The organism is Polynucleobacter sp. Latsch14-2 (assembly GCF_018881925.1).
Classification (GTDB): Bacteria; Pseudomonadota; Gammaproteobacteria; order Burkholderiales; family Burkholderiaceae; genus Polynucleobacter.
Window position 1 is genome coordinate 16,460 of record NZ_JACVPL010000001.1, and the last position, 25,567, is coordinate 42,026.

33 protein-coding genes are annotated in these 25,567 nt (G+C 42.7%); 22 read left to right on the top strand and 11 right to left on the bottom strand.

Annotation, left to right across the window (positions count from 1 at the left end; genetic code table 11):
• The first annotated feature begins 120 nt into the window (after window positions 1-120).
• Window positions 121-1,062: a hypothetical protein gene (locus ICN46_RS00120; RefSeq protein ID WP_216203300.1), complete on the top strand. Its 942-nt coding sequence runs from the start codon at window positions 121-123 to the stop codon at window positions 1,060-1,062.
• On the opposite strand, the gene ICN46_RS00125 is transcribed toward ICN46_RS00120, so the two are convergent.
• A complete protein-coding gene (locus tag ICN46_RS00125; RefSeq protein WP_216203302.1) occupies window positions 1,059-1,625 on the bottom strand; it encodes a tyrosine-type recombinase/integrase in 567 nt (188 codons plus the stop codon). The genes ICN46_RS00120 and ICN46_RS00125 overlap by 4 nt on opposite strands.
• A gap of 918 nt (window positions 1,626-2,543) precedes the next feature.
• Here ICN46_RS00125 and ICN46_RS00130 point away from each other — a divergent pair.
• The 4 genes from ICN46_RS00130 to ICN46_RS00145 all read left to right on the top strand — a co-directional run bounded on the left by ICN46_RS00130 (window position 2,544) and on the right by ICN46_RS00145 (window position 4,983).
• Window positions 2,544-2,981, top strand: coding sequence for a DUF6641 family protein (locus tag ICN46_RS00130; protein ID WP_216203303.1), 438 nt, complete (start codon window positions 2,544-2,546; stop codon window positions 2,979-2,981).
• 45 nt (window positions 2,982-3,026) lie between these two features.
• Window positions 3,027-3,176, top strand: coding sequence for a hypothetical protein (locus ICN46_RS00135; protein WP_216203305.1), 150 nt, complete (start codon window positions 3,027-3,029; stop codon window positions 3,174-3,176).
• Between the two features lie 271 nt (window positions 3,177-3,447).
• Entirely contained in the window at window positions 3,448-3,912 is a 465-nt protein-coding gene (locus tag ICN46_RS00140) for a hypothetical protein (RefSeq protein ID WP_216203307.1), read from the top strand.
• Between the two features lie 150 nt (window positions 3,913-4,062).
• Window positions 4,063-4,983: a hypothetical protein gene (locus ICN46_RS00145; protein WP_216203309.1), complete on the top strand. Its 921-nt coding sequence runs from the start codon at window positions 4,063-4,065 to the stop codon at window positions 4,981-4,983.
• Window positions 4,984-5,419: 436 nt separating this feature from the next.
• Here the strand turns inward: ICN46_RS00145 and ICN46_RS00150 are convergent, their stop codons facing one another.
• The 4 genes from ICN46_RS00150 to ICN46_RS00160 form a co-directional block, all read right to left on the bottom strand.
• Complete coding sequence (locus ICN46_RS00150) at window positions 5,420-6,187, bottom strand: hypothetical protein (protein WP_216203311.1); 768 nt, start codon at window positions 6,185-6,187, stop codon at window positions 5,420-5,422.
• Complete coding sequence (locus ICN46_RS00155) at window positions 6,184-6,516, bottom strand: cupredoxin domain-containing protein (protein WP_112295106.1); 333 nt, start codon at window positions 6,514-6,516, stop codon at window positions 6,184-6,186. The genes ICN46_RS00150 and ICN46_RS00155 overlap by 4 nt, the downstream gene beginning before the upstream one ends.
• Before the next feature lie 64 nt (window positions 6,517-6,580).
• Window positions 6,581-6,715 (bottom strand): hypothetical protein, encoded by a 135-nt coding sequence (locus tag ICN46_RS11935; RefSeq protein WP_255538670.1) that lies wholly within the window; start codon window positions 6,713-6,715, stop codon window positions 6,581-6,583.
• A gap of 91 nt (window positions 6,716-6,806) precedes the next feature.
• The gene (locus ICN46_RS00160) at window positions 6,807-6,947 is read right to left on the bottom strand and encodes a hypothetical protein (protein ID WP_216203313.1); all 141 of its coding nucleotides are present in this window, start codon (window positions 6,945-6,947) and stop codon (window positions 6,807-6,809) included.
• A gap of 553 nt (window positions 6,948-7,500) precedes the next feature.
• Between ICN46_RS00160 and ICN46_RS00165 the strand changes: the two genes are divergently transcribed.
• Both ICN46_RS00165 and ICN46_RS00170 read left to right on the top strand, forming a co-directional pair.
• Window positions 7,501-8,802 (top strand): glycosyltransferase family 2 protein, encoded by a 1,302-nt coding sequence (locus ICN46_RS00165; RefSeq protein WP_255538671.1) that lies wholly within the window; start codon window positions 7,501-7,503, stop codon window positions 8,800-8,802.
• On the top strand, window positions 8,799-9,743 hold the full coding sequence (locus ICN46_RS00170) for a hypothetical protein (protein WP_216203315.1): 945 nt from the start codon (window positions 8,799-8,801) through the stop codon (window positions 9,741-9,743). Before ICN46_RS00165 ends, ICN46_RS00170 begins: the two co-directional genes overlap by 4 nt.
• Here the strand turns inward: ICN46_RS00170 and ICN46_RS00175 are convergent.
• Window positions 9,730-10,596 (bottom strand): GGDEF domain-containing protein, encoded by an 867-nt coding sequence (locus tag ICN46_RS00175; RefSeq protein ID WP_216203316.1) that lies wholly within the window; start codon window positions 10,594-10,596, stop codon window positions 9,730-9,732. The genes ICN46_RS00170 and ICN46_RS00175 overlap by 14 nt on opposite strands.
• A 136-nt stretch (window positions 10,597-10,732) precedes the next feature.
• Here ICN46_RS00175 and ICN46_RS00180 point away from each other — a divergent pair, with 136 nt between their 5' ends.
• From ICN46_RS00180 to ICN46_RS00195, 4 genes are all read left to right on the top strand, one after another.
• Complete coding sequence (locus ICN46_RS00180; RefSeq protein WP_216203318.1) at window positions 10,733-11,746, top strand: HD domain-containing phosphohydrolase; 1,014 nt, start codon at window positions 10,733-10,735, stop codon at window positions 11,744-11,746.
• A gap of 371 nt (window positions 11,747-12,117) precedes the next feature.
• A complete protein-coding gene (locus tag ICN46_RS00185; RefSeq protein ID WP_216203320.1) occupies window positions 12,118-12,549 on the top strand; it encodes a DUF3106 domain-containing protein in 432 nt (143 codons plus the stop codon).
• A 133-nt stretch (window positions 12,550-12,682) separates the two neighbouring features.
• Window positions 12,683-12,961: a BrnT family toxin gene (locus ICN46_RS00190; protein WP_216203322.1), complete on the top strand. Its 279-nt coding sequence runs from the start codon at window positions 12,683-12,685 to the stop codon at window positions 12,959-12,961.
• Between the two features lie 11 nt (window positions 12,962-12,972).
• On the top strand, window positions 12,973-13,182 hold the full coding sequence (locus tag ICN46_RS00195) for a BrnA antitoxin family protein (protein ID WP_068949841.1): 210 nt from the start codon (window positions 12,973-12,975) through the stop codon (window positions 13,180-13,182).
• Between the two features lie 93 nt (window positions 13,183-13,275).
• Here ICN46_RS00195 and ICN46_RS00200 read toward each other — a convergent pair whose 3' ends face one another.
• Complete coding sequence (locus tag ICN46_RS00200) at window positions 13,276-13,626, bottom strand: DUF3147 family protein (RefSeq protein WP_216203324.1); 351 nt, start codon at window positions 13,624-13,626, stop codon at window positions 13,276-13,278.
• Between the two features lie 198 nt (window positions 13,627-13,824).
• Here ICN46_RS00200 and ICN46_RS00205 point away from each other — a divergent pair, with 198 nt between their 5' ends.
• The 4 genes from ICN46_RS00205 (at window position 13,825) to ICN46_RS00220 (ending at window position 16,625) form a co-directional block, all read left to right on the top strand.
• Window positions 13,825-14,535, top strand: a complete 711-nt coding sequence (locus tag ICN46_RS00205; RefSeq protein ID WP_216203326.1) for an AzlC family ABC transporter permease — start codon at window positions 13,825-13,827, stop codon at window positions 14,533-14,535.
• The gene (locus tag ICN46_RS00210) at window positions 14,532-14,867 is read left to right on the top strand and encodes a branched-chain amino acid transport AzlD family protein (RefSeq protein WP_216203327.1); all 336 of its coding nucleotides are present in this window, start codon (window positions 14,532-14,534) and stop codon (window positions 14,865-14,867) included. Before ICN46_RS00205 ends, ICN46_RS00210 begins: the two co-directional genes overlap by 4 nt.
• 54 nt (window positions 14,868-14,921) lie before the next feature.
• A complete protein-coding gene (locus tag ICN46_RS00215) occupies window positions 14,922-15,605 on the top strand; it encodes a DUF2461 domain-containing protein (RefSeq protein WP_216203328.1) in 684 nt (227 codons plus the stop codon).
• Between the two features lie 306 nt (window positions 15,606-15,911).
• A complete protein-coding gene (locus tag ICN46_RS00220; RefSeq protein ID WP_216203330.1) occupies window positions 15,912-16,625 on the top strand; it encodes a carotenoid biosynthesis protein in 714 nt (237 codons plus the stop codon).
• 151 nt (window positions 16,626-16,776) lie between these two features.
• Here ICN46_RS00220 and ICN46_RS00225 read toward each other — a convergent pair whose 3' ends face one another.
• Window positions 16,777-17,235 (bottom strand): cytochrome c, encoded by a 459-nt coding sequence (locus ICN46_RS00225; protein WP_216203332.1) that lies wholly within the window; start codon window positions 17,233-17,235, stop codon window positions 16,777-16,779.
• Between the two features lie 141 nt (window positions 17,236-17,376).
• Here ICN46_RS00225 and ICN46_RS00230 point away from each other — a divergent pair, with 141 nt between their 5' ends.
• The 7 genes from ICN46_RS00230 (at window position 17,377) to ICN46_RS00260 (ending at window position 23,636) form a co-directional block, all read left to right on the top strand.
• On the top strand, window positions 17,377-18,060 hold the full coding sequence (locus tag ICN46_RS00230; RefSeq protein WP_216203334.1) for a haloacid dehalogenase type II: 684 nt from the start codon (window positions 17,377-17,379) through the stop codon (window positions 18,058-18,060).
• A gap of 103 nt (window positions 18,061-18,163) precedes the next feature.
• Window positions 18,164-19,138 (top strand): Bug family tripartite tricarboxylate transporter substrate binding protein, encoded by a 975-nt coding sequence (locus ICN46_RS00235; RefSeq protein WP_370625459.1) that lies wholly within the window; start codon window positions 18,164-18,166, stop codon window positions 19,136-19,138.
• Window positions 19,096-19,890: an aspartate racemase/maleate isomerase family protein gene (locus tag ICN46_RS00240; RefSeq protein ID WP_216203336.1), complete on the top strand. Its 795-nt coding sequence runs from the start codon at window positions 19,096-19,098 to the stop codon at window positions 19,888-19,890. Before ICN46_RS00235 ends, ICN46_RS00240 begins: the two co-directional genes overlap by 43 nt.
• 37 nt (window positions 19,891-19,927) lie before the next feature.
• Window positions 19,928-21,199, top strand: coding sequence for a glutamate carboxypeptidase (locus ICN46_RS00245; protein ID WP_216203338.1), 1,272 nt, complete (start codon window positions 19,928-19,930; stop codon window positions 21,197-21,199).
• Window positions 21,200-21,219: 20 nt separating this feature from the next.
• Window positions 21,220-21,615, top strand: coding sequence for a VOC family protein (locus tag ICN46_RS00250; protein ID WP_216203341.1), 396 nt, complete (start codon window positions 21,220-21,222; stop codon window positions 21,613-21,615).
• 63 nt (window positions 21,616-21,678) lie between these two features.
• The gene (locus ICN46_RS00255) at window positions 21,679-22,299 is read left to right on the top strand and encodes a lipid-binding SYLF domain-containing protein (protein WP_216203343.1); all 621 of its coding nucleotides are present in this window, start codon (window positions 21,679-21,681) and stop codon (window positions 22,297-22,299) included.
• Between the two features lie 23 nt (window positions 22,300-22,322).
• Window positions 22,323-23,636, top strand: a complete 1,314-nt coding sequence (locus tag ICN46_RS00260) for an alpha/beta fold hydrolase (RefSeq protein WP_216203345.1) — start codon at window positions 22,323-22,325, stop codon at window positions 23,634-23,636.
• Between the two features lie 46 nt (window positions 23,637-23,682).
• On the opposite strand, the gene ICN46_RS00265 is transcribed toward ICN46_RS00260, so the two are convergent.
• The 3 genes from ICN46_RS00265 to ICN46_RS00275 all read right to left on the bottom strand — a co-directional run bounded on the left by ICN46_RS00265 (window position 23,683) and on the right by ICN46_RS00275 (window position 25,395).
• Window positions 23,683-24,387, bottom strand: a complete 705-nt coding sequence (locus ICN46_RS00265) for a MipA/OmpV family protein (RefSeq protein ID WP_216203346.1) — start codon at window positions 24,385-24,387, stop codon at window positions 23,683-23,685.
• A gap of 94 nt (window positions 24,388-24,481) precedes the next feature.
• Window positions 24,482-25,126: a histidine phosphatase family protein gene (locus tag ICN46_RS00270; RefSeq protein ID WP_216203348.1), complete on the bottom strand. Its 645-nt coding sequence runs from the start codon at window positions 25,124-25,126 to the stop codon at window positions 24,482-24,484.
• Window positions 25,127-25,203: 77 nt separating this feature from the next.
• Entirely contained in the window at window positions 25,204-25,395 is a 192-nt protein-coding gene (locus ICN46_RS00275) for a hypothetical protein (protein ID WP_216203350.1), read from the bottom strand.
• Between the last annotated feature and the right edge of the window lie 172 nt (window positions 25,396-25,567).

Here is a 25,567-nt window from a genome sequence, read left to right on the forward strand (position 1 = left end):
GGTTATGGCGAAAGTGCCTAAATTGAAGTGCCGGGCTGATAGGAAGGCATTTGATCAAAGCAAATTTAAAAAAAACTTATACTAAATACCATACCATTTATTTTGTATAATAAAATAATAATGAGTATTAAAAAAATACCTCAACACATCGATGGAAATCCCACGGAGCTCCACCTTTTATTTTTTCAGTACTTAACTTTGAGCCCAAGTTATTTGATGGCATATAGACATTTGTTTTTGCTTGAAAATATTCCAAAGACTCAAATACCTACTGAATTTGATAGTGTGATCAATCTATGCAAAAGAGCAGGGGATATTTACAACATCTCCTTTGATCAATGGTGGAAAAAAAGAGGTATCAAACTTCTCGCGCCAACAAGAAAACAAAATGTTGTTCCTTTTAAGCTTGATTTGACTCTGTCAAAAAAAGAAATCTTGAAGAAAGTAGAGGATCACTTAAATAAATTACAAGAAACGCCAAATGACCCATTCAGTGAGCCAATTTATTTTTTAACTAATAAAATAAGGACAGATACTCTACAGAATAGATATGATCTAGTTCACTCTAAGGCGTATTCAAGAGTAAACATCAGCGATGAAGGCCCACCTCGGCTACCAAAAGAACCTTATTGGAAGATAGCAATTGCTTCCAATAACTTTATAGATAATTTAAGTTCTTTTGCGGCTGTAGAAGATATAAAGAAAGATCTAGAGAATAATCGAAAGAATAAAAAACAAATAGCCTACCTAACAATGCTTTATAGCAAAAATATTAAAGAGGCGCTTCTTATTGCTGAGAATGCAGCCAGAGGTCGATTTCCCTGCAAAGACCCAATTAAAAAATATCCAAAATTTGACTTCAACACTCTTGTAGATCGGCTGACTGATAATCTTATTGCTGAGATGAATGAATTTATGGCAAATGATGAAGTTGATCCTAATGCAAAGCTGTACCTTAAAAGCTATAAAAAGAAACTATCAAAAAGAGAAATTCTTCAGAAGATTGAGTTTTGGGCAGAAAAAAGAGCAAGACAAAAACTCAATAATCCCGACTATATTTAGACCAATTCAACTGCAGCCTTAAGTTGACTTGGATTGCTATACAGATAACTAGCTGTTGTACTGATATTTCTATGCCCAGCCAAACTCTTCAATATGTGAATTGCTGTGCCTTTATTGGCAAGCCCAGTTAAGAATGTGCGTCTACCGCTATGGCTACTGGCACCCTCTAGTCCTACAGAGCGGTATAGATAAAAGAAGTACTGGGTAAGCGAGTTAGCTGAGAACCCCGCTTGCTTCTGTGTGTAAAACAAGGGTTTGCTGACATCTTTGATTTTGATTACTTTGATGTACTGCGCCAGCTCCTTTTGCATCCGTTCATTTAAGTAAACAGTACGGGCATGCTTGCCCTTGGTTTGATCGGGCATTAAGCGTACTTCACCCTTAATAGTGCTGTCGCTGTTTAAAACGTCACTTATGCGTAGGGCAGCAACTTCACCTACTCGCATACCCGCGTAGTGTGTAAGTAGCAACATAGCCCTATTACGTGCGCTGTGCCTGCGTGTAGCAACGTGATCTAAAACTCTGCGTAGTTCTTGTGGATTTAAAACTCTAGCTTGTGACATACGTTCTCCTTAAAATATATTAAATACAGAGCTACAGTATGTTTTCATATGTTTGGTTTGAGCAACCGAAAATGGCTAAGAAAGAACCTTCCATAATTCAATGACTTAGCAATAAACATAATAGTTTTACAGATCTAATATGTTTTCGTGGCATTTTCGCCACGATCTTTCACGATGTATTTATCAGCCCTACAAGCTGTTTGATTTCGGGTTCTGCTATCTATGTACCAAATAGCTCAAGATCACTGCTTATACGAAGGATTTGAAAGCGAGCTTGCACTCGCTTGTGTTTCGCTTGTCGCTCACACATTTCTTTTTCTATAAATTTGTTTTGATTGATTTTCGCTAGATTCAACCTACACTGAGCCTTAAGCAACAGGCTCAGTTATAGAGAAGAAATACCGAAAATGACTTTCGCTGAGTTCTTCCTACACCACTTAGAGCACAACCCGATTGGGTAAGGGCGGTTTTGCTATCTCCTTTTACGTGCGGCCGTAAAACGCAACAATGACATAAGCATTAAGTGGCTACCGATGTCGTGTTCGCAAGTTGCTGTGTAAGCAGAGCTTGCTCGTGATCCTGTAGTTTTCACTACGATCTTTGTGCTAAAAATATTCTTGTATCAATTAGCTAGCAAGGCTAATGGCGTCCTGTAAAGGATAGTGATACTAAGCCTCTGCTACTGCCCAGAATTTCCATGACTGCGACTCTAAGTCCAGCTTTAGGGTGACATAACGACTGAGTGTCACTGCTCTTGTTTCAGTAGTAATTTATAAAGTTATTTAGCTAAACCTAATAAAAGAAGAACAAAACTGGCAAAGAACATTAGATCTCTGTGGCTTTTGGCAAAAAGAGGTTGTCCAACCAAAACTTCTGACAATAAATTAAGTGTGCCCATTTAACTTAAAGGAGAAAATGATGAGCACATTAAATAGTTTGAAAATGGTGAATTCCAAAAAGCCAACCAGTATTCCACCAGTACTGCATCGCCGTAATAAATTAGCAAACAAAGTATGGGAACAGCTACAACTAGCCAAAGCTAGCAAAGATGGTGGTACTTTTACTGTTAAGAAATTTAAGACAGTTAAAGACAGTGATGGTGCACGTAAAAACATTGAACATGAAAAGCGTATTCGACAATGGTGGTTTGTAGCTGCCGATGGCAAGGTTTGCTTAAACGTTCGCTATGGTGCCAAGATCATTGAATTTGCTAAGGGCAAAACTGCTGTTGAAGTGAATTCAGCAGACGAGCTAATTAAGGCATTGGAGATTATTAAGGTTGCCGTAGAAGCTGGGGAGTTAGATGCCCAGATTGAAGCAGCCAGTGGCGCAGTACGTGCTGGCTTTGGACGTTAAAACCCAGCGTCCGGAATCCGGACACTCACTCAAGGAAATTATGAAATGAGAACTTTTGAAGCGTATGTTCGCATTGAGTCTAGTGGTTACATTGTCAAGACAGTTATCAAGGCAGAGAACAGCCAGGCGGCCTATTTTTTATTACAAGGTCAATACGGCCAAAACAATGTCGTACACTCGCCACGCGAGATTTGAGTAAACCTAGGGGTGCCATGCTTGGCACCCCATAGTCGGGATTAGCTGATCCCGACGATCCAGCGAAGTCTAAGGCGAATGTCCTGCACCTGCTGGTGCGCTTTTGGACAGAGACGACCATCCTTGACAGCACCTGCTGGTGCGCCTTTGGAAAGGTTGGGTGGGCTGAAGTCCCATCGCACAGGCGGCTCTGCTGAGAAGGAGCCGAATGCGACATGATTTCAATATTGATTTCATGATCTCTCGCTAAATATATGAAAAGGAGATAGTCATGAAAATATATGAAATTGTGAGTGCTGATGAAAAGCTGGGGCTAGCCAAGCTGATCTTTAACAATACATTTAATCAGCTGGCTAATGAATTACCTCAAATGCCAAGGCCTGTAGCTAAGCCTATTGCAAAACCAATTGCCACAAAAACAAAGCCTCGAGCACCAAAACGAGCGCCAATGGCGCCCCCACCGAAGCCATTGCCTAAAGCTAAAGCAATACCAAAAACGCCAACTCAAATAAAACATCAACAGCAAAAGAGCCAGCAAGACTACGCTGATGCTGTTAAGAAGAGGTTTGATAAAGATACAGTTAAGATGCCCAAGTCTCTCCAGCCTCTGCCAGGCAATATTATTAGTCCCATTGGCGGGGGTGACGCTGAACTTAATAGGAAGTTGGATCTGGCTAGAAAAGACTATGAACTTCAAAACCGCGATAGCGAATCAAAACCGTGGTCTCCCCAGTGATATATACGATTTAAATTAAAGTTCTTATTCGGCTGACAGGTATAGCTAAGATGAATATCTGGCTTTCTTTGGCGTAAACTAAATCTTCATAAACCTTGCTGACCCTATGACATCTCCCGTCAAACAGTCTGAGAGAAAGGAAGAAATAAAATGAGTAACCCAATTGATTTGGATTTTAGACCCCAGAGTTATTTTTGGGCCAATCAAATGGGCATTCAGCTTTCATCAGAAATTAAAGGCGCGCAGAGAAAGGCTTTATATGATTCATCAGTAGCTGAGGGTGAGGTTAGTGATCTTGATGAGTTTCTTCAAAAGCCATCATTAAGTACTCAGGAACGCGATCTTATTGGAAAACTTCATCCTAGCTTTATGGGCGGAGAGTATTTGCCAGATAAGGGCAATGACGAGGTTGAAATAGCACGCATCACAATAAATTCAACTACGCAAGACGTCACTAGCGTCTATGCAAGTCTTAGAGAGAATCAGATTTATTACCGGGTAGTAGATGAATATGAAGGGGGAACTCTTTCAGAAGAAAGCGAATCGTTAACAAATACTCCTATGACGCTTGCGGAGATGACAGATTTTTTTCTAACCGCGTGGCCTTTACTTGAAGTACTCGAAATGAATTTCGGAGAAACTGATACTGATCCTGATGATATTAGGTACTTTGTCCTGGATGCAAGCTCTAGTTTTTATGCTCAATTTGGTGAGCTAATCCATTTAAAAGTTGATGAGTGGTTAGCAGAAAAAGGATTTCTAAAAAATAAAGAAATTATTGAGGAGTTGAGTGACGAGATTGAATCTCTTGAGGATCAGGACATTAAAGAATGGCTAGATAGATCCGATTGGCCAAGAAGCACTCTTCGAGATGCTTTGGGTCTGGGTGCTCGGGCAGAAAATTCACAAAGAAAGAAGGCTATTTTTCAGTACGCAAAAAGGTATATAGATAAAAATAAAGCGTTTCCAACCGGATCTCATATCATTGATGAAGTCGTGCCAACGCTTGGTGGAGATTTTTCAGGTATTCCCAGCAAATTTAATTTTGCTGTTATTTTTCCAGAAAAATAACCAAATGCTCTAAGGGTGGAAATTCAACCCAAAAAATTATGTCGTTTAAAACGACATTACGAGTAGCCATGGTGGGTGACCGACACATATTGGCTTTACTGTTTGCGCACAGTTTTTACACGCTATCGTAACTTTCTGAAAACGCTCAGGTTTTTTGCGCACGATTTTTCTCCGGGGGCGTAACCACTTGAAGTCAAAGCGAAAGCGGTCTATCGGAGGATATTTGAAAATCCTTGTGTCGGTGGTTCGATTCCGCCCCGGGCCACCAAGAATTCTCAAAACACGAGAAGTGGCTCATAGAATCCCTAGTGTTGGCCGCGGTCTGGCACCATTTCCCTAAGTCTTCCAATTTTACCCATGGCTCGAGATGTCGTTTTAAACGACAAACCAATTTGACATCCTTGTGGTGGTCAAGCGTCGATTTAAGCGACGCTCATTAGAACTCATACTCAACCTGCATACGTATTGTGTTTTTTGGGGATGCGGTAGTTGTTCCCCAAAGATAGGCAACGTTATACACAAGCGCCTCTTTTCGACCAAGTTTAGTTTTTCCAAATATAGCCGGTCCGACACTGGTTTGCTGTTGTTGATTAGTGTTCCAATTATTCAGTTGCCCAAGCCAAGAAAACAGTTGTGCTCCTAGCTGAAGCTCGGGTTGAAGGCGATACTTCACTTGTCCCTGATAGCCAAAATAGGTGCCTTGATTTTCGGTGCCAGTGTAATGACCTTGCATCAGTAGGTTTAAGTTTGCCTGCCACTTATTCCAGTCTTTTTGAAGCAAAAAACCATACTTAGCCTCATACCCTTCATTTCGATTTTGCGGGCGTTCTAATTCAATTAAGAACCCCACATCTACAAAATATTTTCCAGTCTCAGTCAGTTGAAATTTATTTTCCCACTCAACAGCATCAAATTGAGAGTTATTGCCATCCCAAGTATTCTTTCCATATATTTCGGTAAACCACCAAGAAGTGACACCATAGCCCAATCCGATAGAGGCACCTGATTGCCTAGAGTCTTCGCCGCTTCTGGGCTTTTGGGTGCCAAATTTCGTATCAATCTCTCGCTCGCCTTCTTCAACTCTTGGACTATAGATATAGTCAGCTGGCCCACTGAGATATTCGCCGGCATATGTAAATGTGGTGGTTAACAAAAAGAACAGTAGCGTGAAGCATCGAATCCGTATAAAGATAATCTTTTTCATTTAACGATCACCACGCCCTGAGCGGTTTCAGGGCTAAATTCACCCTCAAACTTGTAGCGTCCTGGTGAGAGTGGGCCAATATAAAAGGAGGCGCTACTGTTTGCTTTAATAAACACTTCTCGATTTAGATCATGACTTTCAAATTCTTCTGGAGTGTCATCTAAATTCTGTATCACCAGTCTTACTTTGGTATCTGCTGGGATTTCAATTTGGGCAGGTGAGAAGCGCCCCTTTTGAATCTTGATGGTGATTTCTGACTGGTTGGCGCTCACCAAGGTAGCGACCCCAATCAAGAGACAAAATAAGGCGTAAGCAATAGTGTTTTTCATAAAATGAGATCTTTATCAAATAAGAATGATTCTCATTGTATACCTTATTGAGAATCACTCTCATTTAATAAAAGTAGAGAACCATGCTGAGAGGGCCTGCTTTGATATGTTGGCCATCGGATTGGACATCCTCGGCCCTGGTCGATTCCGCCCCGGGCCACCAAGAAACACTAAAACCACCTTCGGGTGGTTTTTTCATTTGGTCGGGCGGATGAGATCCCGATGTATGAGGTCAAAAAAATGCCCGCATACCTCTGCGGGCAAAGATGTTTACTGCGAGAAAACTGTTCTTAATTCGAGCAAGCTTGGTTTAGGTAAGTAATTACACCATCTTTAGTAAAACCAATTTTCCCCATATCTAATGTTGAGGCACTTACAACGCCCACAAACAATCCAATAACAAACCCGACAACCAAATGTTTCATCCCCATTTTCTTCTCCCACAATTATGTTGTTAGCGGTGAGCCAATACTCTACTTATGCGTATGAGAAAAACTTGTCCTAAGTCAATTTTCTTGCCAAGAGTGGGTAGTACTTTAGTTCTAATGATGATTTTTAGTACTAAAAAACGCTATGAGGATTTCTATTATTGCGGTGCGTTAAAGAATATTTTTAATATCGACTAAGGATTTGACATCCTCGGCCCTGGTTCGATTCCGCCCCGGGCCACCAAGAAACACAATAGCCCACTTGTTGGGCTATTTTTATTAGAAGTCCTCAATGGCGCTTAGACCTTGTACCTAGCGTGTTTAGTTAAAGACCACGGCTCTAATCCGTCAATGAGGATTCAGCCACTCTGGTTCTAGACTGGGGTATCTGGTACATGAAATGTCCTTTAAAAGGACATTTCAATTAGACATCCCTGCGTCGCTCAAGCGTCGATTTAAGCGACGCTAAGGGTATGTACTCGTAATGTCGTTTTAAACGACAAAACAAGATTCCCAAGGAGTATCCTGAATAATTATAAATTTTGGATGGAATCCTTTGTACTTTACAGTAAAGGGAAAATTTATTTTTTCACTGCTATTTTCCTTGGGCTGGATGGGGTTTTCTTTTTGGTATTCCCAGCCTTGGTTTTCAGATCTAAGCAATGAAATAGGGACATTCCCCGCTTATTTCATCATTACTTTTATAGCCATTATTCCTGGCTTCATGAATGCCTTTGTAGCGATGGCGCTACTACTAGATCGTCGCCCTAAAGTCATTATTGATCAACACTACCCACCAGTCACAATATTAATCGCCGCCTATAACGAAGAGAATTCAATAGCCTCAACCTTGTCAGGAATTTTTCTACAAGACTACCAAGCAGACATTCGCATCATTGTGATTAATGATGGCTCCAGCGATAAGACTGTCGATTCTGTTAAAGCATTACAGTCGGCCCACCCAAATTTAGAGCTCATTGATTTAGGACATAACGGCGGCAAGGCATCGGCTCTAAATCATGGCTTGGCAAAATGCACAACGGACATCATTATTTCAATTGATGCGGATAGCTATATATTGAAAGATGGTGTTCGCCACTTGGTTGGTCGATATCTCTCTGATCCAATCAATACCAAAGCGGTTGCTGGTGAAATTCTCATTCGCAATTCACGAGAAAACTGGATCACTAAGGCGCAGGAGTGGGATTACTTTTTAGGCATTGCTACTATCAAGCGCATTCAGTCTTTATTTCAAGGTACTTTAGTTGCTCAAGGCGCATTCTCTTTATATGACCGCAAAACAGTCCTGGATTTGGGCGGTTGGCCAGAGATGGTCGGTGAAGATATCGTGCTGACTTGGAGAATTTTGTCCGCTGGTCATAGAGTAGGACATGCTGAGGATGCTTTAGCTTTTACGGACTGCCCCAATACCTTAAGTAAATTTATACGCCAAAGAAGACGCTGGTCGCGAGGATTGATAGAGGCTTTTAAAGATAATCCAATGATTCTTTTTAAGCCCAGGCTCTCTACGCTATATGTTTGGTGGAATACATTATTTCCGTTGATGGATATTGCTTTTACTTTTGGTTTCATCCCCGGATTAATCCTGGCTTGCTTTGGTATTTTTTGGATAGCAGGACCCATGACGCTATCACTATTACCAATGGCTTTTTTGCTGAATTGGCAAATGTATTTAAAAGGTAAGGCGATGTTTAATGATGAGCATCTGATAGTTAGAGCAAATATATTGGGTTTCTTGTCTTATGTTTTTGCCTATGGCTTAGTTCTTCAGCCTGCTTGTGTGTATGGATATTTTTCCGAGTTGTTTAATCTTCGTAAATCTTGGGGAACTAAATGAGAAAAATAGTGAACACCCTTCTCATATGCCCTTTTTTGTTTGTTTCTCTTTACGCTTACGGTGAAGAAGAGGCGCCATCTAAGATGGCAGTATCTGCTCCTAATGCCTATGTCGCTTCAGATAGCGAAGGCTTTTCAACCTACAAATACAATGCGGGATTTTTGCCTTTGTATGAGCATGGCGAAAAATATACAGGCATTAGCTATCAGCATAATTATTTCACCCAAGGTGGCTGGGATTCTTCAGCAGAGGTTTACACATTACTAACCAAAGCCATTAATCCAAGAACAGGCTTGGGTTACAACGCCAATATTGGCTATAACTTAGAGAATGGCCATAAATTAATTACTACTGATAGTAATTATGGATTTCGGGTAACGGACTCCACAAAAGCCGAAGTCATGGTTAATAGAGATAGAGTAGAGACGCAAAACTCTTTAAACAATGGAATCTATTACACCCTTGGTGGCGTGAGTGTTGAGCAACAAATTCTTGAGCGTTTATCGGCTGTTGTGATGGGCGCTAATATGTATTTCTCTGATACCAATACCAGGCCAATAGTCAAAGCAAAGCTCATATATGACTTGGTGCCAGATTATGGACTAACAGCACAACTGCGTTATCGCCAATATAGAGATACCAATACTAATGTTGCTAATAATTACTTCAATCCATCAACCTATAACGAGACGATGATTGCGTTTGGCGCAAGAAAAAGAATTGCGGGGTGGATGCTGAGCGGTACAGCAGGCGTTGGTCGCCAAACAGTTAATCAAGATCCAAGTACCACTACACAGCTTTATGAGTTCGCGGCTACGAGTCCAGTAGCTTCAAATGATTACTACTTTAAGACTCGGGCGGGTTACGGCAAAATGGCAGGATTTCTTGGGCCCAACTACTTTTATCGCTATGTAATGGAAGAATTAATCATTCCTTTTTAATATCATGCCCTCTTAAGGGGGGGGTAGAGGCACTCCAAAGGGCCACTCGATTTCGTCCTTGGTTTTTTGCTTGATACATTGCCAGGTCAGCCTCATTCATTAGTTCATTAAGTACTATGCCGCGCTCCACTAATGGATTCATATTGGGATCGAAAATCGTAACCCCGACACTAATGGTAATTTTTATAGATGTTGGAGAGCTTGTTTCATTTACCATATTCGCAATATTTTTACGCAAACGCTCAGCAAATTGAGTGGCGCCCTCGACACTTGTTTCTGGCAATAAAATCAAAAACTCTTCACCACCAATTCTGCCAATCGTATCGATAGAGCGAAGAGTATCTTTGGAGTGTTTGACTAGGCTAGTCAAGATTTCGTCACCTATACGATGCCCAAATTGATCATTTACATTTTTAAAATGATCAATATCCATCTCTAGTAAAGCAAAGCAATGCTTACTCCTACGCGAGCGATCAATCTCTTTAGAGATTCGATAAAGAATTTCAGTACGACTAAGACTGTTTGTCAGTGGATCTAATTGTGTAAATGCCTCTAGCGCAAAGAGGGCGCCATCAGTCTTATTGAGTAGCTTCTTTAAGCCTATTACCCCCAACAATAGAAACACAGAAATGAACAAAGAAAAAATAGCGTCTAGAAGATCATGGTGCCCGAATTCAAATATATGAAGTATCGGCGTTACTCTTCTGACAATCATCAGTCCAAGGCCGATAGCAAGAAAAAGCCAGGCCCAGCGAAACACTTTACTTGAGTGCTTAAAAAAAAGAATGCTGATGAATGTGGCAATAACTTGGCACAGTAATGACAAGCCGTAAAGGCTAATTGCTATATACAAGATGCGCCTCGAATCTCTTGATTGGGTTGAATCAATTAAGCCTATAAATCAGTAAAAAGTCTATAGATTTAAAAACTAATGGGTATACACTTGAACTAAAGGAATGGTGGTTTTATTGAATCTGCCAAATATATTGATGACAAATGATTTAAACAAAGAGCAGATAGTTAAGCAATCAGAGCTACGCTATAGGCGATTATTTGAGACTGCCCAAGATGGCATCTTGATACTTGATTTTCAAACAGGAGTCATTCAAGACGCCAATCCATTCATTACTAATTTACTTGGGTTTACAAGAGAAGAGCTCATCGGCAAAGAGCTTTGGGAAATTGGCGCAATGGTAGATAAAGCCGCGGCCTTAACGGCATTTACTGTGCTTAAAGACAAGGGCTACATACGCTATGAAGATCTCCCATTAAAACGAAAAGATGAAGAGATTATTAATGTAGAGTTTGTCAGCAATGCCTATGGCGTTAATGGCGACCGCGTTATTCAATGTAATATTCGCGACATCTCAGATAGAAAAAAGCTAGAAAAGGAGTTGCTCGAGTATCAGCACTCAGTCAACATTTCTATGAACGAAATGGTTGACACTTTAGCCAATGTCATTGTTGCTCGCGATCCATATACGGGCGGACATCAAAAGCGTGTAGCAAACCTAGCTGTAGCAATTGCCGCCGAAATGAATTTACCTTTACATACCATTGAGGGTATTCGAATGGCCGCTTTAGTTCACGATATTGGAAAAATTACCATACCCGCAGAAATTCTCACAAAGCCCATCGCCCTAAGCAACTTTGAGGTCGCCATGCTTAGGAATCATGTTCAAGCTGGCTATGACATGCTCAAACATATTCACTTTCCTTGGAATATTGCTCAAGCAGTTCTTCAGCATCATGAGCGTTTGGATGGCAGTGGCTACCCCAACGCAATTAAAGGCGATATTGTCTGTGAGGAGGCTCGTATTCTGGGTGTGGCAGACACAGTAGAGGCAATGTCATCTGATCGCCCTTACAGAAAAGGTAAAGGTATAGATGCCGCATTAGAAGAAATCGCTATGGGTAGTGACAAGCTATTTGATGCTGATGTCGTTAACGCTTGCTTAAAAGTATTTAAAGTTGATGGGTATACATTCCCGCCGCTAATTTAAGAACGCCAGTTGAAATGTCGTTTTAAACGACATTCATAGACACTATGGTGATTGACTGGTAGGGTATGGCGACACAATCTGTACACACGGAAAAATAGCCCCTCGCAAGATTCTGATTTCATTGCCAAATTTGACCGGCACAAGGACGCACAATTTTTAGACAAGTCGGGACTGGTGACTCAAGCCCTTGAAATCAAAGCGAAAGCGGTCTATCGGAGGATATTTGAAAATCCTTGTGTCGGTGGTTCGATTCCGCCCCGGGCCACCAAGAAACATCAAAACCACCTTCGGGTGGTTTTTTCATTTGGCCTGGCTAATGAGCTTTCATTGGCTGGGATTAGAATGAACCATAACCAACAAGAGGGGGTGTTATGAGTTCTAAGAAATTAGTAGTGGGACTGCTATTTGGTATTTCTATTGCTTCCTTGGCTAGTGCGGCGATACCTGAACCACCAAATCCATTGGCAAACAGCAACCTGACATTTGATCAACGCCTTGAGCAAATGAAACAAACTGATGCCGCATTACTTAAGGCAACTCCAGAAGAGCGTAAAGAATACTGGCATAAGATGCGCGATCAAATGAAGGCTTTAAGCCCTGAAGATCGCAAGTTGGTTCACGAGAAAATGAAAGTTCAATGGCAATCAATTACTCCTGAGCAAAAAGAAAGAATGAAGGCAGAGAGAAAAGCTTTCTTTGATGGATTAACGCCTGAAGAGCAGGCTGAAATGAAAGCACGTAGAGCTAAATGGGAAAATATGAGTCCCGAGGAAAAGCAGAAGTGGCACAAGCAAGCTAGCTAGGATCAGACATCCTCGGCCCTGGTCGATTCCGCCCCGGGCCACCAACATTCAAATAATGCCCTGCTTTACGCGGGGCATTTTCTTTTGGTCAGGCGGAGTTGCTCCTTCTAATTAATATATGTACAATGTACATATGATTTCGTTACGATTTGAATGGGAGCCCAGAAAAGCTTCAGCCAATCTAAAGAAACACGGCATTTCTTTTGAAGAGGCGAAATCTGTGTTTTATGATGAAAGTGCCAAGTTAATTTCCGACCCCGATCATTCGGAGGATGAAGACAGATTTATCTTGCTGGGAGTAAGCCATTCTCTTCGTGTGATTTTGGTTTGCCATTGTTATCGAAGCAAGGGTAATGTCGTTCGTATTATTTCGGCTCGTAAGGCAACTCCTAAAGAGTCAAAAGCTTATTAAAGGTGATGAAGATGCGTAAAGAATATGATTTCTCAAAAGCTCGTAAAAATCCATATGCTTCTATGCTCAAGAAGCCCATTACCATTAGATTGGATGAGGATTCAGTGAGTTACTTCAAATCTGTATCAGAAGAAGTTGGAATTCCTTATCAAAGTCTCATTAATCTCTATTTGAGAGATTGTGCCGCTTCGCATAAGAAATTGAACCTTAGCTGGAAGTAGTCTAGAGGTAGGATGCTAGTCTCCTGAGGCTCTAGTCGATTCCGCCCCGGGCCACCAAGAAATATCAAAACCACCTTCGGGTGGTTTTTTCATTTAAAGCAGATTAATTCCGAAGCCCTTCATCAATAAGGCAAATAAGCCAAAGCAGATAACTGTTGCCACTACGCAAGCTCCCATAGTTATCCAGAATCCTAGCTTAGGAAGTAAATATGGAAATAATAGAAACATAGGTAGCGTTGGAATCACATACCAAAAGGTGTAATAGGCGTGATTAGCAATTTTCTCTTCAGGCTGGTTTTCTAAATACAGCCATACCAAAGTTAAAAGAGTTATTAGTGGCAATGCCGCAATAAAGCCGCCCAACCTATCACTTCGTTTGGCAACTTCAGAAATGAATACAACCATTCCTGCTGTTAATAGATACTTTGTAATGATCCAAGTCATTTGAGCTTTAGGAAGAAATAGGTATTGGATAGTCTAAAGCAGGATGGAGCGTCCCGGACTACCAAGAAAAAAACTACCTTCGGGTGGTTTCAGTGTTTCTATTTGCCTACGTGCTAGAGGACTCCCCACAAGATCAAACACGAATGTAATAATGCTCTCATGCTGATTTACATTTAAATAGAAAAGAGCTTAACCTACTTGAATTTTTTTAAAAGCCCACCCTTTCTTGAGGGTGCCAAATCAATGTCTGAGGCTGCTACTGCTGTGGGGGCTTGGTCGGTTGTTACCAATATTGCGCTCATTAGTGCCGGACTAAATTCTTTTGAAACTCTCTCATTCAATATTTTGGTTTACGCTGGGTCTGCTCAATTAGCTGTTATGCCGCTGATTAATGGCGATTATCCTTATTGGACTGTGTGGCTGACAGCCTTGATTGTAAATTCAAGATTTTTAATATTTAGTGCAGCGATTCAGCCCCACTTCAAGCATTACTCTTTTCTTAAGAAGGCTTGCATTGGCTACTTAAATACAGATATTACTTTTGCTAAATTTCTGCATAAATTCCCCTTAGCGAATTCAAGCGGTGAATCAAGGTACGAGCTTCTGTATTTTCTTGGATTGGCGATAACTAATTGGAGCATCTGGATTACGGGCGTGCTGACCGCTATTTTCTTTGGGGCTTACATACCTAGCTCTTGGGGAATCGGCTTTGCTGGAACCTTAGCTTTGATAGCTCTGATTATTCCGGCGATTAAAAATAAAACTGCCGTTATATCAGCTTTTGCCGCCGCTATTACCTGCATTTTCACCATTAACTTTCCATATCGCCTCACTATCGTGTGCTCTGTAATTGCTGGGGTTTTAGCTGCCATGCTGATGGATGGGTATCAGAAGCGAGGCAAGGCATGAGTACGCTTGAGTTATGGATTGCTTTTATTGGGTTGATGTTTGTGACGCTAATTACACGAGGCTTCTTTTTATTGGCAGGTTCAAAATTTCATGTTTCGGAAACTACCCAAGAATTCTTGAGGCATGCACCTACAGCGGCATTAATAGCCATTGTTCTTCCAGAGGTGCTATTTATCAAGGATGCCAGTTCCCAATTATTTGAACTGCATTTGTTTTCTCCCCAACTCTTCGGAGTTGTTGCCGCTGGGATTGGTTTTTTGGCGACAAAAAGTATGTTGGCAACAATATTCTTTGGCATGCTTGCTTTTACTGCGGCAAGGTTGTTAATCTAGCTTTGCTATTTTTTATTGTGGGCAGGCAATTAACCCTTATAAGGCACCACTTCAATGAGTGAATTTATTGGGTTTTCCCCCAAGGCCTTCAAATTCCTTGAGGAGTTAACTAACAACCAAACTAGGGTTTGGTTTATAGAACATCGCGCTGAGTATGAAGAGTTTGTGCGTGATCCTATGAAGCGATTTACGGATGCTTTGTCGGAAAGCTTGTCTATGCAAGAAATACCTTTATGGGGCGATCCCAAAAAGTCTCTTTTTCGAATTAATCGTGACGCTCGCTTTGCCAAAGCAAAGCACCCTTACAACATGCACGCCAGCGGGCTGTTTACCCGAACTGGTGATAAACATTCCCCTGGCGTTTTGTATTTTCGTTTAGACCCTTTAGGCAGTAGGTGTGCCGCAGGATACTTACAGCCCGAAGCTCATATTCTTAAAAAACTTAGACAGGGAATTTTGGATAATCCAAAGGCTTGGATGGCTTTAGAAAAATCATTAAAACAAAAGGGCTATGCTCTTGACTACTCACACACATTAGCCCGCATTCCCAGAGGTTTTTATGATGTTCCTAAAGAGTTAGAGGCTGCTATTAAGCTAAAGGGGTGGATTATCAGAAGGCAGTTACCACGATCTATTATTTGCTCAAAAAACTTAATGAAGGAAGTGACAGGTTTTGCCAGCGATATGCTTCCTTTGTTAAGCTTTGGTTGGCATGCATTGGCAAAGTTTTCCGATTAGACTTATGACAATTTTTACGAGAGCCCGAAATCTTAATGCCCACACAATCATTGCTGCTATTTTCGTACTCAGCTTTCCCAAAGAGGCTAATAAGAAAAAACCAAACCACCTTCGGGTGGTTTTTCGTTAGGAGGTCGAATTGTGCTCGGCACTTGTGTAAATGGAGATGTGTTAAAACTGTAGATACCTAAAGAGGGCTTGCAAATGAAATTACTTACATGTTGGACTTTGTTATTACTTTGCCTTATCGCCGGTCTGTATCCTTTCTCAAACCATTCTCCCTTAATCACATATGCTGTCTCAAACATGGCAGTTGTATTGTGCTTAATTCACTGTAGTATGTGGGCGGGGTGGCCAAGTACTTTTAAGATATTTTTAGTGACTTGGTTGACTGGTTACTTTACCGAAGTGCTAGGCGTTAATTTTCAATTTTTGTACGGGCTGTATTACTACCCCGATGTCATTAGTGGTCCTCTATTGCTAGGCGTGCCACCCATGGCAATGTTGATATATTTTCCCTTGGGGTATATCTGCTTCATTATGGGCAGAGTAGTTGTTGGGGGCTTATCAACCCAGGTAACTGGACTTAGATTAATAGGCGTTGCCATTTTTGCTGCTCTTGCGATGACTACTCACGATTTTTCAAACGATCCCTTTCAATCAACGGTAAGGGGGCTGTGGGTGTGGCCGAATGGCGGTGCTTATTTTGGTGTACCACTCCAGAATTTTATTGGGTGGTTTGTGCTTACCGGCTTCTTTTCAATCATAGTTGGATTGATCGCTAATAGCGCTAGTGCAATGAAATATATATCAGCCCCAAAAACACCTAATTTTTATTTACCGGCAATTTTGTTGTACATACTATTTGAATTACCCCAAATGCTGCGACCAATTTTGCTTGATCCAACACCGATTAATCTCGCAGGATCTGGAATAGCTATGTTTGCAACCACCATTCCGGCTGTAGCGGCTTTGCTTGTTTTGTATGGTCAAAAAGCTCCTCGGCATGACCATCAATAGGAACTCTGATGAATTCCGCTCGGCGCCATTCAGAAATACCAAATCTACCTTCGAGTGATCATTTGAGCAAATGCTGGGGATATAAAAACAGCTAAAGCCCAAAGAACCCATTTTTTCATTAGCATTGCTGAGTAGCTAAATAAGATAGCGTTTACTTGACGGGCTGTTTGTCAAAGTCAGCATATTTATCGTGACAGCCTTTACAGGCGTTATAGATATTCCCGCCGGCATCAAACAATGCTTCTTTATTTTTGTCTTGAGTAGCTTTTAGTGCAAGCTCTGCCGTGCGGCTGAGCCGCTTAGAGTATTCGATCCACTGCTTATCATCCTTGGCCCTACCCTCAAGCATGAGGATATTTCCAGCCTCCATCAGTGTCGCGGCGCTGTTTCTGACGGCCTCCCATTGAGCATCCGTGCGAGGATATATTTCTGTAGTGCCTTTGGCATTAGAGATAGTCTTAACCGATTCCCAAACTACATCTGCATTAGGATCAATCACCCACTCCATGACTTGTTTTAAGCTAAGAGAGGTATTGGGCTGAGGCGTCTTGGGCCCGCATCCAAATAATATGAATGGACAAAAAAGCAAAACAAGGACTTTAGGTTTCATCGCAACTCCTACATTGGTTAGTGCTGGGCAGCCTTTGATTTGCAGTATATATTCTTTGTATGGATTCGACGCTGTGGAATATTTAAAGTGTTATTGCTGAACAAACTATATCAATTGAGTGTATAAAAAGTTAGGAGCAGCATGTATAAGTTAATCGCTTTTGATGCCTATGGAACATTGTTCGATGTTTACTCTGTGGGGGCGCTGGCTAATGAATTGTTTCCGGGCCGTGGTCAGGAGCTTTCTTTAATGTGGCGCGACCGACAAATTGAATACACCCGCTTAGTAAGCATGAGCGATCCTAATCCCAAGGGCAGTCAGTACTATCTTCCATTTTGGGAATTAACGATGCGCTCATTGCGTTATGTCTGTAAACGGATGGGGTTAGAACTCACCCCTCAGGGCGAAAAGCGCTTGATGGAACAGTATGCGAGGCTCACTAGCTTTGAGGATAGCTTGAGTGTTCTTAAGAAAATTAAAGAGCGCGGCATTGCTACTGCGATCCTATCTAATGGAAGTAGGGAGATGCTATCTACTGTAGTGGAGAGTAACGGATTAAAGCCTTACCTAGACAAAGTGGTAACTGTAGAAGATATCCGTTTATTTAAAACCGCCCCTCAAGCCTATGAACTTCTCCTAACAACTTTCCCAATTAAAAAAGAAGAGGTCTTGTTTGTTTCTAGCAATGCTTGGGATGCTCTAGCGGCTAGGTGGTTCGGCTACGATGTTTTTTGGGTCAATCGTTTGAACCACCCCTTTGAAGAGATTGGCGAGAAACCAAACTTTGAGGGTAAATCATTAAGCGAGGTATTGACCTTCATCTAAGCAACAGTCTTTTTCTGGATGCGCGTAAGTAATATCCATTTAGAAATTGCTATCATGAGGCAATTACATAAGCATTTTTGCCATTGAACCTCTTGGAGTCGCTGTGGATAAACTTTTTTTTCGTGCAATTGTGGCGCTATTTTTCTTGTGCCAAGCAGGCTTTCTGAGTGCTGCTGAGACATACCCTAATAGGCCTGTTAAGCTGATATTGCCTTATCCCGCTGGTGGCGGAACAGATAGCTTTGCTAGACCACTAGCCCAGCAACTTGCTGCAAGGCTTGGTCAGGCGGTGGTAGTTGAAAATCGTGGTGGGGCAGGAGGAAGCATTGGCATGGAGTATGTTTCCAGAGCCCCAGCTGACGGATATACCCTGCTACTAGCCCTTACACCTCAGCTGGCGGTCAATAGCTCGCTTTATGAAAAAATTCCCTATGACCCTATTAAAAGTTTTACGCCAATTTCTTTAATTGCTGAGGCGCCGTATTTGCTATTGGTAAATCCTGATTTACCAGTCCATACGGTAAAGGAATTTCTGGCGCTCGCTAAAGCGGAAAATGGCAAATTAACTTACGCCACCTCTGGTAGTGGTAGTGGCGCACACATGGCAGCAGAGTTGCTCATTAGCATGACCGGCATTCCAATGACGCATGTGCCATACAAGGGCGGCGGACCTGCACTCTCAGATGTTTTAGCTGGTCACGTTAAGGTCTTGTTTGCGCCGGCAGTAAGTTCGATGCAATACATTCAGGCTGGTCGTTTGCGCGCAATAGCCATCACTGGCGATAAGCGTTTATCTAGCCTGCCAAATGTCCCAACAATTGCTGAGGCAGGGGTGCCTGGTTACGATTCAACCGTCTGGTACGCAGTACTTGCACCCCCCAATACTCCGCGCGATATTGTGATGCGCGTCAATGCTGAGTTACTGCAGAGTCTCAAAGATCCTGCATTTAAAGCGATGCTTCATGCCAATGGAATTGAGCCTCTTGGCACCACGCCAGAGGCATTAACTAGCTATATAAATAAGGAGATGATTAAATGGTCGAAAGTAGTCAAGAGCGCGGGCCTCAAAGCGGAATAAATCCAATTGCCCCTTGGTATCAATTGGGATACATCATCCCGCATCGCTACACCGACTTAGATTCGTATCAGTTTTATCGCGTGGCGCCAGAGGGGATGATGTTGGTAACAACGGGTCTTAATTTGGCCGAATACACATTAGAGTCGGTAGAGTCACAAATGCCCGCCTTTTACTCGGCACTAGATTTGTTGGCTAAAAAGCCGGTAGATCGAATTTCTTTGAGCGGAGTTCCAGTCGCCGCTGCATTGGGGAGAAAGCGTATGTTGGCTTTGATGGAAGATGCTAGAGCAAGAACTGGCATGCAATGCGATACCGATGCAGAGGCACACATTGCTACCCTAAAGCATTTTGGCGCAAGCAAAATTGCTATTGCATCTCGATGGTCAGATGCTGTGAATGCTGGACTCACTGCATATTTAGCGGACGCTGGAATTGAAGTGCTAACGTGTAAGTCACGAGGCCGATCACTTTCTCAAAATAAAGCAGCAAGCGCCTTGGCAGATCATGAATTGGCCTTGGCCTTGGGGCGAGAGGCCCTGAGGGCGGCACCAGATGCACAGGCTTTACTGATGCCCGGCGGATTATGGTTTGCTATTCATGCGGTACCTATTTTGGAGGCTGAATTTGGGAAGCCCGTTCTTTTAAATATTCTCAGTACAACTTTTACTGCACTGCAGGCTTGCGATCCTGAGACTAAAGCTCAGGGACCTAAGGCAGACCCGCACTGGGGAATGGTGCTGGCTAATACCTAATAAGCTTATTAATAATAAAAAATATTTGGAGATTGCGATGAAAAAACTTGTCATCTTTTTTGGGTTGATATTTTTAAATACGCCGCAGGTATTTTCTGCTCCCCAAGAGCCCCTATTTTCTCTAGTGGATAAAGAGCAAAAGCCCTACTTGTCGACCTTAAAAGATTTAGTGTCAATTGAATCGGGTAGCAGGGACCGAGAAGGTTTAGACAAGATTTCATTGCTTATTTTTAATCGTCTTAAAGCTCTCGGCGGAAAGGTTGAGTTTATTGAGGCAGGCCCTGACACATACCAGATGTACGATACCCCTGCAAAACCAGGGCGGATGGTGAAAGCAGAATTCACTGGAACTGGTAGCAAGAAAATACTCCTGATAGCTCACATGGACACGGTATATCTAAAGGGAATGCTGGCAAAGCAGCCCTTTAGAATTGACGGGGATTGGGCATATGGGCTTGGTATCTCGGATGACAAACAAGGTATTGCATTAATCCTGCATACGCTAGACATTTTGCAGAAAACAAAATTTAATGAGTATGGAAAAATTACCGTCTTAATTAATGGCGACGAAGAAATTAGTTCGCCTGCTGCCCGCGCCTATTTTTCGCGTTTGGGCGCAGAACATGATGCGACTTTTTCTTGTGAAGCATCACAGGCTAAATCTGATCGTGTTGCATTAACTACCGCTGGAATAGCGGCGGTTAATTTAAATATTACAGGCAAGGCATCACATGCTGGTTCCGCCCCAGAGTTAGGGCGCAACGCCCTTGAAGAGCTCTCATTTCAAATACAGCAAATGCGTGATTTATCCGATCCGAAGGAAGGGATCAAGATGAATTGGACTCTCGCTACAGCTGGCACGAATCGAAATGTAATACCTTCAGTTGCATTTGCATCTGCTGACGTTAGGGTTATGAAAAACGAAGACTTCGATGTGGTCGAGCAAAAAGTAAAAGAGCGCCTCAAAAACCAACAAATTCCTGATGCAAGAGTGGCAATGTCTTTTGAGCGTCGCCGCCCGCCTTTGGTCACCAGCCCGCAGTCATTAAAAATGGCTGAGCATGCAAAGGCGATCTATGCAGAACTTGGTAGGGACTTGGTCTTAGGGACGGTAGCAGCAGGAGGCGGGACTGATGCTGCATTTGCAGCGCTCAATACTCAGAATCCAGTAATAGAGAGCATGGGCGTTCAAGGTTTTGGCGCGCATTCAAACGATGATGAGTATATTTTGGTGAGCTCTATTACGCCGCGCATGTATTTGCTCTCTAGGCTCATCATGGACATATCAAAAAATAAGGCAACGCCTTAATAAGTCTGCTACCCAAGGCAATGATTGATCACCTAGACCATTTGGTTTTAACAACTGCGGATGAGGTTGCTTGCGTAGATTTTTATGTAGGTGTCTTGGGCATGAATTTGGAGGCCTTCTTTGGGGGGTCTCCCTTGGTTGAGCGTAAAGCATTCAAGTTTGGCACCCAAAAAATTAACCTTCATATTCAGGGGAAAGAATTTGAGCCTAAGGCCTCGCTTCCTACACCAGGCTCTTTAGATTTATGCTTTATTGCTAGCCGTCCTTTGAGCGAGGTTATTCTCCACCTGGAGGAAAGATCCTGGCCCATACTTGAGGGGCCTGTTATTCGAACGGGCGCTACTGGAAAGATTCGCTCTGTATATGTACGAGATCCCGATCAGAATTTAATAGAGATTAGTGAAATCCTGTCTTAAGGTCAGTTCAGCTGCCAAAATACGGCATAAAAATAGACCCTATAAATTGTATATAGTGTGAAGATGAAGAAAATCACCGCAGCCCTCTTTTTATCCCTGATTTTTCTTGCTGGATGTCAGTCAACCGGCAAGGACGGTAAGCCCTTAACCCCGATTGAGTTATCTCAGAAACGGGAGGCTACTATTAAGATGGCTAAAACGGGGCTTGATGCCTTGCTCAAGCAAAATAGCGCAGTTAAAAAAGAGATTGATGAGGCTGCTGGTTATGCTGTTTTTAGCACTACGAATATTAATGTCGTATTAATCGTGGTGGCCAGGGGAGAGGGCGTTTTGTATGACAAGCGTCGCAATGAACCAATATTCATGGAGGCTCTTAAAACCGGTGAGGGCTTAGGCGCTGGATACCAAGATCAGTATCAGGTAGTTATTTTCAAAACACCTAAAGCAATCGATCAATTTCTCTTAACTTCAATTGATGGCCAAAGGGGTGGGATGGATATTGACGCAAACTTCTCGGCTGGTTCGGGAGGAGTGATTCGCTCATTCAATCCAGATATCACCTTTTATACTGTGGGGCTCTCTGGATATGATCTCCAGGCAAATTATGGGGGAACCTTGTATTTAGTTGATCAACAATTAAATGATGCAGCAACCCTAAAAAACTTGCCGACTAAAAATAAGTAAGCCCAATGACCGGTGGAATAGCGATGAAAAAAAATTTTAGATTAATTAGTGCGTTTCTTTTATTCAGCGTGAGTGCGCTAGCATTTTCTGCCGAGGATAATACACGCGTCTATTTGCCCGCTTTTTATGAGGCCGTCATGAAGATGGCGCCTAATGGAAAGCTAGGCCAGATCATTAAAAAAGAATCTATCAGCACCTCTGTTAAGGGTGCCCAAGCTTGGCGCATTGCTTTTATTTCTTCCGATTTGGCTGGTCATAAAACAATCTCTACCGGCATTATTGTGGCACCAGTTGGACCTGCGCCCCAATCTGGTCGACCTATAGTGGCATGGGCTCATGGCACCACAGGCACAGCTCAAAACTGTGGCCCGTCGCAGTTACCAAACCCAGCGCAAGCTTTAAACGAGTACTTTTTAATTGGCGGTAATTCTGGCGCTGACTATGGCCTGCCAGCTGTAGAGCGTTTTATTCAAGATGGTTATGTCATTGTGGCAGCTGATTATCAGGGCCTTGGCGGCGGAGGTAAGCATCAGTACATGGTATCGGGCACGCAAGCTAGAGATGCAATTAACTCTATTCGCGCGGCGGGCGACATGAAGGAAGTCGGCGCAGGTAAAAAGGCACTGATTTATGGTTGGTCGCAAGGTGGCGGCACAGTGTTGGCTGCTGCTAGTTCGCCAGAATACATTGCACAAAAAGGTACTGCGTTTGATGGCATTGAGCTCGTTGGATTTGTTGCTTTGGCTCCCCCGGATGTTAGCGCTACGATCGCTACGCCTCCACAGGATCAGGCCTCTGCAGATAAGTATATAGACGGATTGGTACAGGCATTTTCTGGTGATGTCATGGGTTTTGCACATCTTTCCATGACTTTTTGGGCGCTCCCAAATGGATTTTCCAATCTTCAGCTAGAGGATGTTTTTACCCCTGAGGGCGCTAAGGCAATCAATCAGATTTATACCGGCAAATGCGTTCATACGGCTGTTGATACGATCACTTATAACTTTGGCAGCACCTATAAAACATTGTTAAACGCTAAGCCCAAGAATTCGCTTGCATGGGCGAATGCCATTTATGAGAGTGGTGTTAAAAAAGTGAAACCAGTTGCGCCAGTAACAATATATTGGGGCACTAAAGACACCGCGGTGCCGCCATTTATGGGCAAGCTTTATCAAGAGCAGATGTGTAAGTTGGGCGCCAATGTTGCACGAACTCAACTGAAGGGTGAGCAGACTCATTACACAACGCCGCCAGTTGCTGAGCCATTGTTTGTGCCTTGGGTTGAAGAGCGTTTTGCTGGTAAGCCTGCACCAAATGGCTGTGTAGGGCTTCAATAGGCTATTACCGTTTTTTAATTTGCGCTGCCCAGTACACCGAACCAGGCTAATGGAATCGGTAGGCTAAGGCCATAAAAATATTGTCTTGGAAGGATCGATTCATTACTGGACTATTGTTAATGCCGCCCCCCATCCATTTACGCTTTCCGTAGATATTGACATACCAGCTGTCCGCTACAGGGATTTCGATCATCATACCCGCCATGAGATTATTGGTAGCAGGCGCTATATAGGCGCTGTAGCCAGTGAGAGAGGACTCGCCTGCATTGATGCCGTAATAGTAGTTTGCATACTGGCTTGATTGTCTTTCAATGCCAATTTGTGGATAGACGACAATTTTTTTATAGGTTTCTAATTCAGCAAAATAAAGCGCTTCATACAATGCGCCGTTGGACTTCCCAAAGTCATGATAAGCATTGATAAAAATAGCACCAATGGGCGTCTCTTGAAATGTGCCGACCCCCAGAGGAATGGGGTCGCTTCTATTGATGGAGTTACCGTTGATTGGCGATTTAACTTTATAGCTATCTAAATTAATTTTCCCTGCAAGCTCGAAATAGCCATATCCCATTTTGAAAGTTTTAATTCCAACTTCATCGATGCGTGCAAAAAATCGTTTGTAGTCAAAATAGGCATAAGGCAATACGAGCGACTGCGTGCCTTCCGTGCCAATATGGAGGTTCGAGGTGTAAACCGCTGCCCCGATATCTCCTACAACATGGTCTGGCAGACCATCAGGTACGTCGTCCATTGCAAATGTCACATGGGCGATTGTAAGAAATAAGAAAAATAGAATCGATCGCATAACTGAATAATAAGTTAATAGGCTGGGCCACTTCTGTGCCCTAAAGGTCTAAGTTATCCAAACTTATCCCATCTAGGTGGCTCGTATCAGCCCAGCGGTCAAGCTTCCACGACACCCCATCATGGGAAATCCAGTTGAGGGATGCATTGGGGACAACCACAGTGCGTTCTGCATCTAGCGCTTGATTGGTAGTGATTCGATACATCATATCCAGTACTCCACCATGGCTAACGAGCAAAATAGTTTTTCCAGTATACTCATGCCGCAATTTTTCCATCACATCTTTGATGCGACTTGCGAACTGAGAAATGCTCTCGCCCCCAGATAGTTCATGATCAAGCTCACGAGCTAAGTGTGCTCGCCAAAGTTCAGGTTCGGCAACCGAGGCCTCGTCGAGAGTGAGGCCTTGAAGATTGCCGAGATGACGTTCCCGTAAAGCGCTATTAGGTATTGCAGTTGTGTGAAAAATTTCGACAATTGCGTTTGCAGTGTGTGCGGCTCGTTGTAAGTCGCTGGTATAAAGGACATCAAATTGCAGTTGGGATTTTTCCAGGGCTTGAGCTAACTGAGTAGCCTGTGCAAGTCCGTGAGGGTTCAGGGGTATATCGGTATAGCCTTGTAAGCGTCGTGCCACATTCCAATCTGTTTCACCATGACGCACAAGGCAAAAGCGCGTTGTTTTCATGGGGAAATAATACGACAAAGATATTGCTTGATGTTAAATCAAGGAGGCCCCATTAGATTGACTTAGGGGCCTTTGATTTACGCTGCAAGGACTGCTGTTTTTGCTTGTTTGTTCAGCGCGCGCTGAATTTTGTCTTTTTCTTTAGGTTTGGTGCTTTTTTCAAGAAGCGCTGTTAGTTGAGTGGTATTAAGGGGGCCCAGTCTAGCTTTTCCTGTTTTGGTAAGCATTGAATCATTTTTTCTATTTCTTTGGTTTTGGCCGACAGCCATATAGATTTCCTAGAGTATTGGATGATAAATTTGGGGTGACCCCACAAATCTCCCTATCTAGGGCGCGGAATAGTGATCAACTCTCAGAATAACAGCTATAAAGGCCGGGCGCTATGTTATGTTGTGGTTCATGATTCGCGCACTAGCGACCACATTTGTAAAAAGTTCAACA